Raw genomic sequence first — 18191 nt, forward strand, 5'->3', positions numbered from 1 at the left:
CCCTTTCAGCCCTTCGCGCTGATCTCCAGCAAGCCAACGCCTACAGAAAAGCCAGATAACTCCTAGCCACAGGGGCGATCTGGCGCGCGGTAACGTCCTCGCGCTTACCGTTAATCTTCCTCCCCGATCCACCCCAAAAAATCAAAGCCAGTCTTTTTTGAAAATTTATCTTGCGCGCAAGATATTTGCGGGATACATTTACCTCGCACTTAGTTAACGCGCAAACAATTAGCGCACAACACACAACCTGAAACGACGAGGCTCATCATGCAAACGCTCTATACCGCAATCGCAACCTCCACCGGTGGCCGTGACGGCCGTGCTGTTTCCAGCGACCAGATCCTCGACGTCAAGCTCGCCACTCCGAAAGAACTTGGCGGTGCTGGCGGCGCGGCGACCAACCCGGAACAACTGTTCGCCGCCGGTTACTCGGCCTGCTTCATCGGTGCCCTGAAATTCGTCGCCAGCCAGAGCAAACGCCAGATCCCGGCCGACACCGCGATCACCGCCCATGTCGGCATCGGCCAGATCCCCGGTGGTTTCGGCCTGGACATCGACCTGCACATCAGCCTGCCGGGCCTGGAACAAGCCGACGCGCAGAGCCTGGTCGACGCCGCCCACCAGGTCTGCCCGTACTCCAACGCCACCCGTGGCAACGTCGACGTCCGCCTGCACGTCACCGTCTAACCAGTTCGTCACTCAAGGATCCGAACATGAACACTTTCAGCAAAGTCCTGACCGGTACCCTACTCGCGCTGTCTGTCCAGAGCGCCTTCGCCGGTGATGTCGAGCACAACACCCAGGCGTTTCTCAATGCCTTGAACAGCGGCGGCGGCAAGCCGATGGAACAGATGACGCCGACAGAAGCACGGGCCGTGCTGTCCGGGGCGCAGTCGGGGGTCAAGCTGAACCTGCCCCGCGCCGATGTCAGCCATAAGACCATCCAGGTCGACGGCAAGCCGCTGGAGCTGACCATCGTCCGTCCGGCCGGGGTCAAGGGCACACTGCCAGTGTTCATGTTCTTCCACGGTGGCGGCTGGGTCCTGGGGGATTTCCCGACCCACGAGCGACTGGTCCGTGACCTGGTGGTCGGGTCGGGTGCGGCGGCGGTGTTCGTCAACTACACACCGTCCCCGGAAGCCCACTACCCGGTGGCGATCAACCAGGCCTACGCCGCGACGAAATGGGTGGCGGAACATGGCAAGGAGATCAATGTCGACGGCAAGCGCCTGGCCGTGGCCGGCAACAGCGTCGGCGGCAATATGGCCGCGGTGGTCAGCCTGATGGCCAAGGACAAGGGCACGCCGGCGATCAAGTTCCAGCTGCTGCTGTGGCCGGTGACCGATGCCAATTTCGAGACGGCATCCTACAACCAGTACGCCGAGGGGCACTTCCTCAGCAAGAACATGATGAAATGGTTCTGGGACAACTACACCACCGATGCCAAGCAACGCGGCGAGATCTATGCCTCACCCCTGCGCGCTACCACGGACCAGCTCAAGGGCCTGCCGCCCGCGCTGATCCAGACCGCCGGCGCCGATGTGCTGCGGGACGAGGGCGAGGCCTACGGTCGCAAGCTGGATGAAGCCGGCGTAGCGGTGACCAGCGTGCGCTACAACGGCATGATCCACGACTTCGGCTTGCTCAATGTGGTCAGCCAGGTGCCGGAAGTCCGTTCGGCCATGCTGCAGGCGTCGCAAGAGCTGAAGGAACACCTGAAATAAGCAGCACCTCAGAAACAAGCAGACACAAAAAAGCCCGGCGCATGTCCGGGCTTTTTTGTTCGTGCGGCGAAAAGCAGTGCTTATTTAGCACGGCCTTTGTAGGAACCGCCTTCACGGGTATCGATCTCGATCATGTCGCCGATTTCGATGAAGTCAGCAACCGACAGTTCGGTACCGTTCTTCAGTTTGGCAGGCTTCATCACCTTGCCGGAAGTGTCACCGCGAGCGGAACCTTCGGTGTAGTCAACCTGACGCACGATGGTGGTCGGCAGTTCTACGGATACCAGACGGTCTTCGAAGAATACGGCTTCGCAGACGTCGGTCATGCCTTCTTCCACGAATGGCAGAACAGCCTCGATGTCTTCGGCGTTCAGCTCGTACATGGTGTAGTCGGAGGTGTCCATGAACGTGTAGGAGTCGCCGCTGATGAAGGACAGGGTCGCTTCTTTGCGGTCGAGGATCACGTCGTCCAGTTTGTCATCGGCGCTGTAGACGATCTCGGTCTTGTAACCGGTCAGCAGGTTCTTCAGCTTGGTCTTCATGATTGCGCTGTTACGACCGGACTTGGTGAATTCAGCTTTCTGAACCAGCCAAGGATCGTTTTCGAGACGGATCACGGTCCCGGGTTTCAGTTCTTTACCAGTTTTCATTGCGAATATCCGAATTTGGATGGGATGTACATAAATCTAGGCCGCGTATCATATCCAATTTAGGTAAAGCTTCACCAGCGCCGTGGCAAGATCGGGCCGCGAAGCCTGTTCCAGACACCAGCGCTCGGCGTGTTCGGCCAGCTCCCGCTCGTTTTCCAGCAGCGTTTTCCAGGCCGACGCCATGTCCCCCGCCATATTCCAGGCCCGCCACCAGCCCTCGAACGCCGCTTTGGCCTGCACCGACAAGCCCTGGGTGTACAAGCCGAGAAAGGCCTCCAGCTTGTCCAGGTGAACGTCATCCTCCTGGCGATAGATGTGCCAGAGCAACGGCCGGCCGGCCCATTGCGCCCGCACGAACGAGTCTTCGCCGCGCACCGCGTTGAAATCGCAGCTCCACAGCAGGCGGTCGTAATCCTCCTGGGGGACGAACGGCAACACCTGCACCGTCAGTTGACCACGGACCTCCCGGGCACCCGCCGCCAGGCCCTCGGCCCCCAGCCAACGCTGGACATCGGCCAGGATACGCCCCACCGGCACCAGCAATTGCGTCGGCCGGACATCGGCCGACAAAGCATCCAACCAAGCGGCCAGCCCCTCGTTCTCGTAGGCAAACAGCGAGATAAGCCGTGCACCGTCTGTCGGTTCGACGCCGAGTCCTTGCAGGAAATCGCCACGGGCCCGCGGATCCTGCACAAAAGCCCGACGCTGCTCCAGCAGCCCGGTCTCACGCAGCAGGCCACCCGTGCCGACCTGGAAGCCCGGGAAAAAGAAGAATTTCTGCACCTGCTTGAACTTGACCGACGGCAGCCCGTGGCAGCCGACGATCCAGTCCTCGGCGCTCAGGTAGTCGAGATTGAGCCATAACGGCGCCTTGTCCCGTGCCGCCATGGCTTCCATGTACTCATGGGGCAATGAACAGGCAAAGGCACCGATCACCACATCGGCCGCCGGTACAGGCGACCAGGGCGCCGACCAACGGCAAATCTCGACCCCACGCTGCGACTGCCGCTCGAGCCCGACGTCGATCGCCGGGCACAGATGCTCGAAGGCCCGCAGATCATCGACCCACAGCCGCACGGCACAGTCGTGTTCAGCGGCCAGCTGCCGGGCCAGACGCCAGGTCACCCCGATATCGCCGAAGTTATCCACAGCCGTGCAGAAAATATCCCAGGTGGCCTTCATTCCGGGCTCCGTTTGGCAAAAGCGCCGATTGTCCGCATAAATCCGTGCGCGCAGAAGAGGCGATGTCGATTAATCTTCATATGCGACAATGATCCTTTGCTCCGAATCGCCCTGCCAGGAGGTCACCATGCCTTACCGCCGACAAGCGCGCCGCCCCATTTATGTCACCCTCAATCCACTGCAATTGACCGCCAGTATCGCCCTGGGCATCTGGCTGGGCGTCATGGCCCTGGCCCTGACGGCCTGGGTGGTGGCACGGATCTTTGTCCCGCAGCCCCTGGCACCGCTGGCCGAGGCCGCCCGCCAACTGAGCAACCCGGCTCCCGCCGTCAACACCACACCGGTGCCACAAAGCGGCGGCGATTCGACGCAGATGTTCGAGCAGTACAAACAGAACCTCTCCAGGAATGAAGAACAGCAGCGCCTGGAACAGGCCCGCAGCAGCTACCGCAACCTGTCCAACCCCAAGTGCCAGTTCTGGCTGCAACAGGACCAGACCGCTCCCACCGACAAGAGCCGCGCCAACGTGCTGCAGTTCTGCAATTGAGCGACATCACCGTGATGGACAAGTACGCCGTGCACCAACGGCTCCTGGCACTGCTGGACATCGATCTGGATGTCTTGCAACGCGCGGCACAAACCGCCTACGAAACCGCGACCCACGAAGAAAACGTCGCCGAGAACAAGTACGACACCCTGGGCCTGGAAGCCTCGTACCTGGCCACCGGACAAGCCCGGCGCATGGAGGAAATCCGCCAGGCCCTCAAGCGCTGCCGGGAACTGATCCTGCGCCCGCATGACCCGCAGAGCGGTATCCAGCTCGGCGCCCTGCTGGCACTCGAGGCCGAGAACGGCAGCGAACAATGGCTGTTCCTGGCGCCCGATGCCGCCGGGCTCAAGGTCGAGGAAGCCGGCCAGTTGATCACCGTGATCAGTCCCCGTTCCCCCCTGGGCGGTGCCCTGCTGGGCAAACTGGAGGGCGACGAGGTGACGATCAAGGTCGGCGGCGTGGCCCAGCGCTACAGCATCATCCGGGTGGAGTGAGGCCCGCGGTTACTTGGCCGCCGCCATCAGGCGATTGACCTCACTGCGGACCATGCTGGTGTATTCCGGCGGCGACAGGGTGTCGAGTTCCGAACGCACCCACTCCGCCCACTTGCCCTTGCGCTTGGCGCGCTCGCCGAACAGGCGCGCGGCCTCGCCCTTGGCCTTGCCCAGGTTGCTCTGCCAGAGGTCGAACAGACGGGACTTCTCGTCCTCGAGGGCAGCCCGCTCAGCCAGGGACTTGTTAGCCAGATTGAAGCTCATTGGAAAATCCTGCGGTGTAAATAGAGGCATATCTTACACCGTCGATGGAAATATCCTGCCGAGGATTTTGGCTCGCGCCAGGGCCATCGTTGAAAATTTGCAACTTTCACCGACACAATCGACTCACAGGATGAGTCCCATCATTCTCTTGAAAGGAAGATCATCATGGCCCGTAAATCCGCCGTACAAGCCACCGAAGACCAGATCAAGGACCAGGCCTTCAGCGAACTGCAAGCGCTGATCCAGGACTCGGAAAAACTGCTGAAGGAAAGCGCCTCGCTGGTGGGCGAGGAAGGCGAGAACCTGCGCACCCAGATCAGCCACAAGCTCAAGCAGGCGCTGGACTCCGTGACTAATGTGCGTGAAAGCACCAAGCCGGTGGTCGAGGCGACCGAAACCTACATCGGCGGACACCCATGGCAGACCGTGGCGATTTCCGCCGGCTTCGGCCTGGTGGTCGGCCTGCTGCTGGGCCGTCGCCACTGATCAGCCGTTGTTGAAAGGTCCCTTGTCACCGCGACAAGGGACGCGGCCTCCGAAGCACTATCTACCACCCCAGCCTCCCGCCACTCGATAGCGTTTTTGCCATTCTCCGCAAAGCCTGGCCTGCCAGTGCCCCGCGGTTCGTCAGTACGAACGAAGGCAAAAACCATGACCCTCGATTCATATCCCTACGAGTTCTCCGAAGTCCTGGAAGCGCGCGACGCCCCCAATGAGCGGGAAATCGCACGCAACATCACCCAGGCTGACCGAACCTGGTTGAGGAACGTCCTGCTTCCCAACCAGGACGCCCGCCAGGCGTTCAAAGATCCAATGACGGTCGAAAAAATCCTGCTCAGCGCCTACGGGGTGACGCTCGTGGATCTGGTGGGAGCCTTCGTCATGAGGCCCAGCACCCAGGACTGCTCGTATCTGTACACGCCGAGCTTCGGCCTGGAGCATTTCGATACACAAACCGCCGCCATCAACTGCGTGTTCGAGCGCCTGACCCTCGAGACCCAGCGCGACGAACTGCTGCGCTTCGTCGCCGTCGATATCAAGAGCCGGATCCAGTTCGACAGTTACCTGCAGCTCAAGACAGAACCCATCGAGGGCGCGGTGTTCCTCGACCGACGTCGCTCAATCGATCTGCATGAGAAACATAACCTGCGGGCCTTGGGCGAGGAGTTGCTCAAGCTGCCGACCCTCGCCGCGCTGCTCGACAAAATGCTCGATGACGAACTGGGTCGACGCTTTGCCAACGTCGACCTGGCCGCCGTCAGGATGATCAGCTATGTGAGCGCCGGCCGAAACGACAAGAAGGACGACAGCGACCCGAAACACCAGTCCGCCGCGACTCACTCGTTGAGCGACGCGTTGCTGGCGCACTATCGCGCCGGGGCCTGGCCCACCGGCCAGAGCCGCGCCTTCGTCGCCCTCGGCTACAACGCGGTGCCGGCGGATGTCGTGTTCTGGGAAGACGCCCTGACGAAAATCTCCGGCAGCCTGAAGGTCCGCTTGCAAAGCGAGCTGGAAAGCTACTGGAACGGCAAGATGGACAACGGCTACTCACGCCGCGCGTTTTTTGCCGAGGTCATGGGCACCTGCTGGCGAACCGAACTGTTCAAGCAATTGCAATGGGACAGCATCGGTTCCCGGACGCAGCACTGGCTGGCCGGGCTCTATCCCCACAGGCCAGCCCGACTGCCACGGACCCGCATCAAGAGCCTGGGTTACAAAACCAGCAAGCCCTCCCAGGCCACCCTCGCCAATGCGTTCCTGGTCAGCGACGAGTCCGCCAGCCCCGGCTCACTGTTTCTCTACACCTACGGCCGGCTTATGGAGTTCAACAGCCAGGAGGCCCTGAATAACTATCTCCTGCAGGAGTTGCAGGATATCGAGCGCCTGGACGAGCTACCAGAAACCCTTTCATTGACCGAACTCACCGACTTGCTGAACTACCCCACGCATGCCACGCAACTGGACCCCCTCGCGCAGCCGATCTTCGAAAACAGGCTGGAGGCGATCATCGCCAAGCAACTGGAAAACATCGAATACGTCCTGGCGCGCTACAGCAGAAGCAAAGGGCAACTGAATCTCGGCGCGGCCCTGGAGGTGGCCCTGGACGTTCGCGCGATGATCAACAGCAGGCTGCCGTCGATCGATACCCGCGAGCGCTGGAGCCTGCGCCTCGATCTGTCAGCGGACGCTGATGTCCAGCCCATCGAGCCCCCGACCACGACGCTCACCAGCGCCAGTGAGCAGTGGCACACGCTCAACACCTTGAAATTCCGTCTCGCCAACGAACTGGCCAAACGCCCGGATCTCCTGACCTTCGCGCAAAGCTCGCTGCACGATGAGTGGGTCAGCGCAAAACGGACAGGCCTGGACCCGGCGAACATCTATCTCAACCAGTACGAGAGCGCCTCCGACGAACAGCAGGCGCTCCAGCCGATCACCTCGACCAGCCTGGCCGAACACCTGCTGGAGCGCTCGGTCGGCCTGGTCCCGCCACTGGCGCAAAGCACCGGCAGCGGTCTGTTCAGCCACAGCCAGGCCGGTAGCTGGTCAAGGATTGCCAATCTGGACATGGCCACCGCCAACGGGCTCGTCGACGCCGCGCTGGTGGATTTCCTGCCACGTTTTCTGCACCAGCATCGAACGATCTATTCACAACTCAGCCCCCTGATCGGCAACGCCCTGGACCAGGGTCTACGCCACGAAGCACGGCAACGGGTGCTGGCGGGGACCCTGGATGACGGCGCCCGGGAACTGCTCGAAACGGTTCTCGACCATCCGGACGGCGTACGGCGCAAAGGCTTGCGGGGGTTTATCGCGGATGCCTTCGGTCTCACCCTGAAAATCGCCGGGCAGGCGCTGCCGTACAGGCTCTTCAACTGCTTCCTGATCACCGAGCGTGGCGGGCTGGATCCGATCAACTCCGGGCGTGCGCTGCTCTGGACGCCGGCCGGCGGGCTCGAAGCATTCGACTCATTGCACAGTACCGAAGCCGAACTCACCCGACGCTTGCATGCCCCGGACCAACGCCTGTCCCTGCTGGAGAACCTGATAGCCGCACTGCCCTCGGCGGATAATCAGCACAATGGCCTGGGCATCGGCTTCGTGCGCATCCGCGACAACTTCCTGACCCACCTGATCTACTCCGTGGCCGACAAGGCACTGGGCGACATCGTCGAGGCGGCCTCAGCGCAGCTACCGGCCGCCAGCCTGCAAGGCCACTTGCAATCCTGCCTGCTAAGACACGCCTCGCTGGCGCCCCTGGAAAAAGCCCTCGAAGCGACACAGCACAGTCGCCTCCATAGCGCATTACCCGCCTGGCTGGCGAATGCCCGCGCCGACGAGCAACTGGCCCTGGCCGAGTTGCTGGACCAGCACCGGCAGCACATCGACGCCCCCCTCGATTACCATCACGACATCCCCGCCATCCGAGACTTCGCCCGGACAAAGATCGGCAGCTTGCTGAGTCGCGACTTTCCGACATCAGGCTTGAGCCCGGATGACGTGCATCTCTCGACAGACAGCCGGGAGGCACGGAGCAGCAGCCCGCAGACGCTGACGGACTATGCCCTGCGCCATTTCGACGAGATCGACGGGGCTTCGGCAACACGGCTACACACAAACACGCTCCCGGATGGCTTGACGGTCGCGCGCCTCAATGCCCTGATCAAGGAAGCGGACATCGGCACGCATTACGCGGCACTGCTGGAGTCCCACCTGTCCCACGGTGAGAACCGGGTACCCGAGCGCCAAGCCCTGTTCAACCCGCACCTGATCTGGCAAAGCCTCGAACACGCCCTCTGCCAATACCTGCGGCAATCACTGTCCGCCCAGGCCCACGGCTTTATCAGGCATGTGCTGGGCATGCCCGACGGCGTCGCTCGCCTGCCCCTCGTCGGCAGCAACATCGTTGTGCGTCCGCTGGAACTGCTACGCCTGGCCCGGGCGAGCGCGGACCGGGCCCTGGGCCTGTATCTGATCGGACGCTCCGATACCCAGGGACCGCTGGTGCTCTTCAGCCCGTATGGCGAACAACCGGCCTTTCGCGAGTACGGCAACGAATCGCTGTTCATGAGCGAGCTGGGTCGTCCCGGGGCCTTGCGACAACTCGTGCTCGGGAGGATTTCCAGTAGCGTGCGCCAGCTCTACAGCGAACAGGCTTTCAGTACCCGGACCGTCAGCGTTACCTGGAACATCATCAAGGGTCATTTCCTCAACCGCTTGTACAACGACATGACCGCCCTGCTGAAAGACCAATTGGGACTGCAAGGCACCCAGGGACAGCAATCGGCCTGGAGCACGGTGGTTCACCTGCTCGGGAACCAGCTGCATCAGGGCACCCAGCTGATGCTCGGCCGCTTGCGCATGCCCTGGGTGATCTGGCAAACCCTGCCGCGGTTCAAGGACGCCATGGACAATGCCTGGCAAGGTCGCTGGGCACAAGCGATGGAGGACTTCACTGGCGCCCTGGCGCAACTGGCCTTGGCCCGTAAGGCACCGGCTGCCAGCGCGCTCATCGAATTGCCGAAGCCCGCGCAGACACCCGCCCCACCGGCAACCCCGGTCGAGTCACCATTCCTGCAATGGCCTGCCTGGGGAGACATGCCGTTGACCCAGGAACAGCAAAACCGCCTGCTCGGCTACGAAGTCCGGGATATTGCCTTGAGCGACCTGGAGCATGACGCCGCCCTGGGCACCCATACCGACCCGCGCACCCACCGCCAGTACGCCGCCGTACGCGGGCGGGTGTTCCAGGTGCGGATCGAGGACCGGCGCTGGCGCATCGTGACCGATCAGGAGCCCGGACCGTGGCTGCGAAAGGACGCGCAAGGCCAGTGGGACATGGACCTCAAGGGGCGCTTGCTGGGAGGCGGGGATGGCAATCGCCTGATAGACCGTATCACCACCCGGCAAACCGTAAGCCGTGAAGTCAAGGTACTGGCCGCCGGCATGAAATCGATCAGGCATCTTTACCCGGACAAGGCCCGACAACTCAGACAGGGCCATGCCTTGGCGGTCACCTACCTGAGAAACGCCAGGCAACGCTTGGGATCACTGGCGGCCGGCACTCGGCTCGACAACCAGCGACAGCTTTACCTGCAGGCGGTCTTCGGCCTCAAGACCATCAGCCGGGGCCTGAACAAGAGAATCGGCAGAATGCTCGACAGGCTGCTCAGGGAACTGCTGTCCCCGGCCCGTTCCCCTGACCTCTCGGAGCTCTATGTCGTCGGTGCCTCCCGGACACCGGAGCGCAGGTGTGCGGCCTTCGTGGTGACCTGCGACCGCACCCGTAAAATCTATCTGAACGAGCTGTTCTTCGAGCCCGGCCTGGAGGTCTATGACCCCATCCGGCCAAGGACCTTCAACAGCGTGTTGCACAACATGGCGACCATCCTGCTTCACGAGTTCAGCCATATCGTCTTCGATACCGTGGACATCGCCTACATGGATTCCTTCCGCCCCTTCTACGACCTGCTCGACAACACCACAAGCGAGGGGCGTGCACGACAGCAGGAATTGAAAGAGCTGCAGGAAATGGCACTCTCTTCGCGCACACCCAGCGAGCACTTGTTCAGGTTTGAAGACCGGATCACCGGCACTTGGCACGATATAGAGGATGACCCGTACACACGGGTCCTGGCACTGACCCGCTGCCCCGATCTGCAAGACGCCCGGCGAAAATTCCAGGACGACGAAGCCAGGAGAATCGATGTCATCCTGGCCAACGCGGACTCGGTGGCGCTGTTCGTCAGCTATCTGGGGCGTCCCACGGAGTTCTACCCGATTTTCAGTGGCGCCCCCCACCGGGAGCAAGGGCCCATACCCGCCAGCACTATCTAATGCAGCCCGTCGGGCCGCCCTCTGTAGCGTTGATGTCCTTCAAGAGCGATGCCTCGCCCCGGCGAACGTCGCTCCTCGTCAACGTGAACGAAGGCACAGCACATGTCCGACCACCCCGCTGTCTATTACTTGTCCCAGGCCATGGAACTGCATGACACCCCCAGTGCACTGGAAGGATCCCTGGGGATCGAGGCCACTGACCGCAACTGGCTGCGCAACCTGTTCCTGGCCAGCCAGGATGCCCGCCAGGCACTCGATACACCGATGTCCGTCGATAAACTCTTCATCGTCGCGCAAGGCTCTCTGCCGGCCGAGCTGGCCGGAACCTTCCTGGTCAGCGGCCCGCCGGGACACCGGGTGTTCCTCTGTACCCCGGGGTTCGGCCTGGAGCCCTTCGACCATCGCGAGCTGGCGCTGAAAAAGCTGCTCGAACGCCTGAGCCTGGCCCCGCAACGCGACGAGCTGCTGCGCTTCGTCGCACTCAGAATCAGGACCGCCATTCGCTTTGACCCGCCTCCCACCCTGGTCTCGGAACCGATCCTGGGAGTCGTGCTGATCGATCGACGCCAGTCCATCGAAACCTACCTCGACTACAGCCTGAAGCACCTGCAGGACGAATTGCTCAGGTTGCCGGCACTGAAGACGCTGCTCGACCAACTGCTGGAGAGTCAGTTGGGCCGGCACTTTCCTCAGGTCAGCCTGACGGCCCTGAGGGTGATCAGCTATGCAATACCCGGCGCGGACGAAGGCACGGCGAGACTCCCACTCCAGCAGCTCTCAACCCGATTGCTCAGCGAGACCTTGCTGGAACACTACAACCGGGGCGCCTGGCCCGAAGGGCAGAGCCGCGAATTCGTCGCGCCCGGCTACTCCTCCTCGGCAAGGGATACCCCCGTATGGGAAAAGACCCTGGCGAGTCTCTCCGAGCAGTTGTACAGCCATCTGGAAAGCACACTGCAAGACTTCTGGAAAGAGCCCCTCGACAACGGGCAACCACGCCAGGACCTGTTTATCGATGCCATGGGCACCCGCTTTCGGGCCGAGTTGCTCCAGCAGGAACAGGACTGGAATACCCTCAGGCCCGAGGACTACTACTCGCTGTGCGGGTTATACCCCCCGGATGCCTCAAGGCTGCACGATCTGACGCTCTACACCCTGAGTGTAAAAACCAGTGGGCTCAGCGGCGTCCTGGCCAATGCCTTTGTCGTGCGCAGCGACCGTCAGCAGCACCCGGTTTTTTTCTTCTATGCCGCCGGTCGACTGCTGGCCTTCGAAAGCGAGAGTTCACTGCTGGCCTCGGTCAAGACCCGGCTTCAAGACCCGGACCACGACAATGACTTGCGTCATGGCCTGTCGCTGCGCGAACGCGCCGACCTGAAGGACTCGCAGACCCTCGACATTGCTCTGACAACGAGCGACCCGGGGGTCTTCAAGGCGCTGTTCAACAGCGTTGTCGCCAAACAACTGGATAACGTGGCGTACGTGCTCACACGCTATCGCAACAGCAACGGCACGCTGGCGCTCGCCGCGGCGTTCGAACAGGCACTGGATGTCCGAGCCCTGATCGACCCGCGATTGGTTGCACTGGCGCCCCTGGGTCGATGGAGCCACCGCCTGGATCTCTCGCCCAGCGAGAAGGTCGTCAGACCGGGCTCGCGACGGACATTGACACCCACCCTGGCCACCGTCAGGTACCAGTTGAAAACACTGAACGAACTCAAGGAAAGAATCACCAAGGGCCTGAACAAGCGCCCGTCCCTCAAGGGCTTCATCCAAAGCGAACTGTCCAGGGAACTGAACCTCGTCCATAGAGACAACCTGTCACCCGACAACCTCTACATCAATCACTATGCGTCCGCCCTGCCTCCCCTCGGCGATACGACGCGGATGCCGAACCGCTCGCAAAGCCTGGTGGAACATTTTCTCGAGCGCCTGACCCAGCACACGGGGGCGCTGGCAAACACCACCCACAGCGGCCTTTTCAGCAAGGATATAGAGGGCAACTGGGCACGCGTTTCCGACCTGGACATCACGCAGCTCAACACCATCGTCGAGAGGGCCCTGCCGGATTTTCTCGAGCATTACCTGCGCCAGCAGCGCTCGGTGTATAGCGAACTGTCCGAGCATTTGAGCGAGGCCGTGACCAGCGGCTTGCGCCGCGAAGCCCAGTTCAAGGTACTGCAGAACACTTTGAGCGAAACCGACCTGGAGCTGCTCGACAACCTTCTCGACAGCCATCGACGAGACCAGCGTCCCGGCTTGCACGGTTTCATTCCGGATGCCTTCGAGCTGACGCTCAAGACCGACGGCACGGCAGTGCCGATCAAACTGCGCAATTGCTACCTGCTGACCGAACGGGGCGGCCTGGACAACGAGCATTCCGGAAGCGTGCTGTTATGGACCCCGGTCCAGGGGGCTGAAACCTTCCACGCCTTTCACGCCGCCGAAGTCGAACTGCAACGACGCCTGCATGACCCCGTGGAGCGTCTGTCGCTGCTGGAGAACATCGCCCGCAGCGAATGGCCGGCCCATTTGCCCCTACCCCAGCCCCCCCACACCCATCACCGGGCTTATCCGGCCCTGGGTTTTGAACTCATTCAAAACGGTTTCCGCGGCAATCGACAAAATTCGCTGGTCGACAAGGCGATGGGTGATCTGGCGCATGCCGCGGCGTCCCCCTATTCGAACGAGCACTTTCACCGGCACCTGCAGTCCTGCCTTGACGCCCACTCGACGGTTCCCATTCTCGAGAAAGCCATCCAGGCCGCGGAGAACGCCGCCCTGCACCTGGCGCTGCCAACCTGGTTGGCGGGCGCCAGCGACAACCGGCAGTTCGCCCTGGCGAGCCTGCTCGACCGCTATCGCCAGGATGCCGCGACGACCGGTGACTATCACCAGGACATTCCCGATATCCGCGACAACGCCAGGACCAAGATCAGGAGCCTGCTGTCACGGGACTTTCCGGCGGCCGGTCTCGACCCCGACCAGATCAGCATCTCGCTGACGCTGCGCAATGCGGCCGAGATCATCCGTGAACCCCTGACCGACTTCGCCTTGCGGCACTTCGACGATATCGACCACAGCGCGATCATCGTGGGCACTCCGACAGGCCGGCTGCCCAGGGAGCTGACCGGCGAGCGCCTGAAAACCCTGGTGAAAGAGGCCGCCGTTGGTAGCCACTATGCCAACCTGCTCGACTCCTATCTGTCGGCCAGAGAGAGTGGCAGCGCCCAACGCCACCGCGCTTTTCGAAAACACTGCTTCTGGCAAAGCCTGCTGCACGCCTTCACCCAAGTGATCCGCAACACCCTCTCTGCCACCGCCCATGGCTATATCAAACACCTGCTGACGATGCCCGACGGTCTCGCCAGGAAACCCTTGAACGGACAGAGCATTGACGTTCGCCCGCTGGAATTGATCAGCGGCATCCAGGCGAAAGCCGACCCCGTGGCCGGTTTCTATCTGATCGGTCCCAAACCCGGCGAACGCGGCCCACGAATTCTCCTCAGCCCACAGGGTCCGCAGCCGATTTTCCAGGAATACATCAATGAAGGCGCCTTGCGGGCCGACCTCAAGAACTCGGCCAGCCTGCAACAGCGAGTCCTCGACGGACTGGCCCACGGGCGGCGCGCTCATTACGCACAACAGGTGTTCAGCGCACATCGGGCGCTCCTGGGGATCAGCGACAATCCGCTGCGCGGCAATTTCTTCCAGCGGCTCTATCAGGACACCACCGCGCTGCTCAAGGACATGCTCGGCCGGCAGAGCATGCAAGACCAGCATCCGGTCTGGAGCACTGCCCTGTCCTGGCTCAAGGCCGGGCTTGAGGCAGGGCGCGACGTCCATGCTCGGGCGATTGCGCTTGCCACTGCTTGTCTGGCAGACCCTCCCACAGCTCAAGGACGCGGCGCAAAAGGCCTGGCAGGGCCGCTGGGGCGAGGCGCTCGAGGAGTTCGTCATCAGCCTCGCGCAACTGGCGGTGGCACGCCGCGGCTGGAATCAGTCGAGCCTGACCGGCCCCGTGCAAACAGAAACCGAAGACCTGATCGAGTCGCCCTTTGCCGACCCGGCCTGGGGCGCCAGTCGCCTGACACCCGGACAAAAGGCCGCGATCCTCGGTCATGAAGCCCATGACGTGGCCTTGGCGGACATGACCGCGGATCTGGCCACCGGCCTGTACCGCGACACGGCGACCGGCAAGGCCTTCGCGGCGGTCGGCGGAAAAGTCTTCCAGGTACGGGAAGACAATCGCCGCTGGCGCATCGTCAAGGACCAGGCAGTGGGCCCCTGGCTGCAACAGAACCCATACAAACAGTGGTCATTCGACCTGCAAGGACACTGCCTGGAGGGACTCTCGCAATGAAGCTGTTTGACTTTTGCCTGACCCGAAGAGCCATCCGCGAACAAATGCGTGTGCAAGCGGTCGGGATTCGCAGTATCCGCCGACTCTACCCAAACCGGGCTCGCCTGATCCGCCATGGCCACGAACAAGCCGTGGCCTATTTGACCGCAGCCCTCAGGAACATGGACCGACTTTTTTCCAACACATTCCTGGATAAAAAGCGCCGCCTTTTCGTGGAAAAGTTCTTCGATACCTCTGCGGTGAATGAAAGCATGATCGGCAAAATCAAGTTCCGCGCGCACCTGCTGCTCGGGGAACTGCTCCATCCATCGCTCAATCCCGAGACCTCGTTACGTTATGTCGTGGGGTCGGCCCTGCACCCGGAGCACAGCATCCAGGCGTTCACCCTGCCCAACGAAACGGCCAGGAAAATCTATTTGACCGAGCGCTTTTTCGAGCCCGGCTTCCAGGCCCACCTGCCCCTGCGCCCGAGAACCTTCGACATGCAGGGACACAACATGGCGTCGGTCCTGCTGCATGAAGTCAGCCATCTGGTCCTCGACACGATCGACTTCAGCTATCTGGATTCGAGCCGGCCCTTCCTGGATCTGCTGGATACCAGCACGTTGGTGGGAAGGCTGCGCCACGACGCCCTGGAGCGGATCCAGCAGCACGCCTTCTCCAGTAGCACCCCCGACAACGAACTGTTCAAGGAGCCCGGCGATGAGGACGAGCAATGGCATGACGTGGAGGGCAAACCTCTGCAACGTCTGTTGCAACTCACCGGCGCCCGGAACCTGGATGAAGCCCGCCGGGTTTTCTTCTCGGATGAGAACAAAAGAGTCGATGTCATGCTGGACAACGCAGACTCCCTGACATTGTTGCTCGCTCACCTGGGAAGGCCGCGCGAATACCATCCGTTGCTACAGATGGGGGCCAACCGTGCGCCTGGGATGTCGCCCATCCCAGGCGACAAGGCTCATTGACCGGCCAGTTCGCGCAACTGTTGCAGATCGCGCGCTGCCAGCAAGATCCCATCGCGCAGCGACCCGGCCCGCTGCTGATGCCGTCGGTCACCCGGCAGGCGTTGCAGGCCGACACCCTGCATCTGGCTGACCAGGGTCCGGGCGCGCTCGGCGAAGTCCTGTCCCGCCGCCTTGGCCGGGTCGATGACAATGATCAACTGCCCGGTCCAGGGGGTCTTGGCGCCGGGATGTTTCGACCAGTCGAACTCGAAGGAAAAATTGCCGCCGGTCAGGGCCGCCGCCAGCAACTCGACCATCATCGATAACGCCGACCCCTTGTGACCGCCGAACGGCAGCAGCGCGCCGCCGTCGAGGATCGCCTTGGGCTCGCAGGTCGGCTGACCGTCGCGGTCCACGCCCATGCCAGGCGGCAGGCTGCGTCCCTCGCGGGCGGCAATCTGCACATCGCCATGGGCCATGGCGCTGGTGGCCAGGTCGAAGACGATCGGATCGCCACCGGCCCGCGGCGCGGCAAAGGCGATCGGGTTGGTCCCGAACAGCGGGCGCTCGGCGCCATGGGGCACCACGCAAGTCATGCTGTTGACCACGCTCAGGGCCACCAGCCCCTCATAGGCGAAAGGCTCGACATCCGGCCAGAGCGCGGCGAAGTGATGGGAGTTGCGGATCGCCAGCACGGCGATCCCGGCACTGCGGGCCTTCTCCAGCAACAACCCACGGGCGGCGGCCAGGGCTGGCTGGGCAAAACCGTTGGCGGCATCGACCCGGACAAAGCCGGAAGCGACATCTTCAACCAGAGGAATGGCCTTGCCATCCACCCAGCCGCTGGCAAGCGTGGAGACATACCCGGGAATCCGGAATATACCGTGACTGTGGGCGCCATCGCGCTCGGCACTGGCGCAGTTCTCGGCCAGGACCCGGGCGACTTCCGCCGAGGTGCCATGGCGCTGGAAGACCTGGGCGAGCAGTGCAATCAGATCGCTATGGGCAATAGTTTGAGTAGCCGTCTCGCTGGGTACAGACATCCGAAGCTCCGATTCCGATTTATTTATTATTGGATCGATGAGAGAAAAGCAGTGCTTGGGCAGGCGTCCAGACTATCCGGCGACAGGGGACTCCTTGTCAAACAGGGCATCGAAGCGGCTGGCCAACTGCTGCTCGGCGAACTGCTCGCGAATGAAGTCGACAAAGGCCCGGGTCTTGCCCGGAAGCAGCTTGTGTTCGGCGTAGTAGATCGAGATATGGCCGTCGTCGACGTACCAGTCGGGCAGCACCCGCTGCAAGGTCCCGGCCTGCAACCAGGGCACCGCGAAGGGCATGCTCACCAACGCCACGCCCAGGCCCTGGGCCGCCACGGCGCAGGCGGCTTCCGAATCGCTCATGGTCATGCGTGGGCTCAGGTTCAGCGGCTGATGTTCGCCGTTGCGTGCGGTCAGTTGCCAGGAACGCACGCGGCCGGTCTGCGGCGAACGGATCAGGATGCCGTCGCAACGGCGCAGATCCTCGGGGCTGCTCACCGAGGCCTGGCGTGCCAGGTAATCCGCCGACGCCACCAGCACCCGATGGGCCACCGTCAGCTTGCGCGCCACCACGCCCTGGGGCAGTTCGAAACCGCCGCCGATGGCCGCGTCGAAACCCTGGCCGATCAGGTCCACCTGACGGTTATCAAAATGCCAGTCCGGGCGGATATCCGGAAACCGCCGCAGGAACTCGCCGAGCAGCGGCACCACATAGAGACGCCCGAACACCGTCCCCACGCTGACCTTGAGGGTACCGGCCGGGCGGCCCTCGACACTGGCCAGGTTGGCGACGGCATTCTGGATGGTGTGCAGGCTGGCGCTGACTTCGCCGAGGAACACCTGGCCGGCTTCGGTCAGGCTCAGGCTGCGGGTGCTGCGCTGGAACAGCCGTACACCCAGCCGTGCCTCCAGCTTGGCGACACTTTTGCCGACCGCCGCCGGGGTCAGGCTGAGGCGCCGGGCCGCTTCGGCAAAGCTGCCGACTTCGGCGCTGCGGACAAAACATTCGAGGCTGCTGAAGGTTTCCATGCTCATCACTATAAACTTTTGGTTTACACAGACTGTAGCAATTACCGTCTACACAGTCAGTAATCCGAGGTCGATACTCGGCTCCAACAACAAGGCCCCCTCCACCCTTCCCCGGC

At 62.4% G+C, this 18191-nt stretch carries 14 protein-coding genes; 9 read left to right on the forward strand and 5 right to left on the reverse strand.

Annotated elements, in window-relative coordinates; translation table 11 throughout:
* Positions 1 to 267 precede the first annotated feature (267 nt).
* Complete coding sequence (locus tag CWE01_RS11595; RefSeq protein ID WP_100940665.1) at positions 268 to 687, forward strand: organic hydroperoxide resistance protein; 420 nt, start codon at positions 268 to 270, stop codon at positions 685 to 687.
* Between the two features lie 26 nt (positions 688 to 713).
* Entirely contained in the window at positions 714 to 1724 is a 1011-nt protein-coding gene (locus CWE01_RS11600; RefSeq protein WP_100940666.1) for an alpha/beta hydrolase, read from the forward strand.
* 80 nt (positions 1725 to 1804) lie between these two features.
* On the opposite strand, the gene CWE01_RS11605 is transcribed toward CWE01_RS11600, so the two are convergent.
* Positions 1805 to 2374 (reverse strand): elongation factor P, encoded by a 570-nt coding sequence (locus CWE01_RS11605; protein WP_100940667.1) that lies wholly within the window; start codon positions 2372 to 2374, stop codon positions 1805 to 1807.
* Between the two features lie 48 nt (positions 2375 to 2422).
* Positions 2423 to 3556 carry an elongation factor P maturation arginine rhamnosyltransferase EarP gene (gene earP, locus CWE01_RS11610; RefSeq protein WP_100940668.1) on the reverse strand — a complete coding sequence of 378 codons (1134 nt, stop codon included), beginning with the start codon at positions 3554 to 3556 and terminating at the stop codon, positions 2423 to 2425.
* A gap of 127 nt (positions 3557 to 3683) precedes the next feature.
* On the opposite strand from earP, the gene CWE01_RS11615 reads away from it, so the two are divergent.
* Entirely contained in the window at positions 3684 to 4103 is a 420-nt protein-coding gene (locus CWE01_RS11615) for a hypothetical protein (protein WP_100940669.1), read from the forward strand.
* A 14-nt stretch (positions 4104 to 4117) separates the two neighbouring features.
* Entirely contained in the window at positions 4118 to 4600 is a 483-nt protein-coding gene (locus tag CWE01_RS11620) for a GreA/GreB family elongation factor (protein WP_100940967.1), read from the forward strand.
* Positions 4601 to 4609: 9 nt separating this feature from the next.
* Here CWE01_RS11620 and CWE01_RS11625 read toward each other — a convergent pair whose 3' ends face one another.
* Positions 4610 to 4864 carry a hypothetical protein gene (locus CWE01_RS11625; protein WP_100940670.1) on the reverse strand — a complete coding sequence of 85 codons (255 nt, stop codon included), beginning with the start codon at positions 4862 to 4864 and terminating at the stop codon, positions 4610 to 4612.
* A 165-nt stretch (positions 4865 to 5029) separates the two neighbouring features.
* On the opposite strand from CWE01_RS11625, the gene CWE01_RS11630 reads away from it, so the two are divergent.
* The 5 genes from CWE01_RS11630 (at position 5030) to CWE01_RS11650 (ending at position 16030) form a co-directional block, all read left to right on the forward strand.
* Positions 5030 to 5350 (forward strand): YqjD family protein, encoded by a 321-nt coding sequence (locus CWE01_RS11630; RefSeq protein WP_100940671.1) that lies wholly within the window; start codon positions 5030 to 5032, stop codon positions 5348 to 5350.
* 165 nt (positions 5351 to 5515) lie between these two features.
* Entirely contained in the window at positions 5516 to 10702 is a 5187-nt protein-coding gene (locus tag CWE01_RS11635) for a hypothetical protein (RefSeq protein ID WP_100940672.1), read from the forward strand.
* Positions 10703 to 10804: 102 nt separating this feature from the next.
* Positions 10805 to 14827: a dermonecrotic toxin domain-containing protein gene (locus CWE01_RS11640; RefSeq protein ID WP_100940673.1), complete on the forward strand. Its 4023-nt coding sequence runs from the start codon at positions 10805 to 10807 to the stop codon at positions 14825 to 14827.
* A complete protein-coding gene (locus tag CWE01_RS11645; protein ID WP_157815206.1) occupies positions 14724 to 15065 on the forward strand; it encodes a DUF6543 domain-containing protein in 342 nt (113 codons plus the stop codon). Before CWE01_RS11640 ends, CWE01_RS11645 begins: the two co-directional genes overlap by 104 nt.
* On the forward strand, positions 15062 to 16030 hold the full coding sequence (locus tag CWE01_RS11650) for a hypothetical protein (protein WP_100940675.1): 969 nt from the start codon (positions 15062 to 15064) through the stop codon (positions 16028 to 16030). Before CWE01_RS11645 ends, CWE01_RS11650 begins: the two co-directional genes overlap by 4 nt.
* Here the strand turns inward: CWE01_RS11650 and CWE01_RS11655 are convergent.
* Complete coding sequence (locus tag CWE01_RS11655) at positions 16024 to 17052, reverse strand: Ldh family oxidoreductase (protein ID WP_100940676.1); 1029 nt, start codon at positions 17050 to 17052, stop codon at positions 16024 to 16026. The two genes, CWE01_RS11650 and CWE01_RS11655, sit on opposite strands and share 7 nt — an antisense overlap.
* Positions 17053 to 17124: 72 nt before the next feature.
* Complete coding sequence (locus CWE01_RS11660) at positions 17125 to 18075, reverse strand: LysR family transcriptional regulator (RefSeq protein ID WP_100940968.1); 951 nt, start codon at positions 18073 to 18075, stop codon at positions 17125 to 17127.
* Positions 18076 to 18191: the final 116 nt, after the last annotated feature.

Origin of the sequence: Pseudomonas sp. QS1027, assembly GCF_002814235.1 — a bacterium.
Taxonomy (GTDB): domain Bacteria; phylum Pseudomonadota; class Gammaproteobacteria; order Pseudomonadales; family Pseudomonadaceae; genus Aquipseudomonas.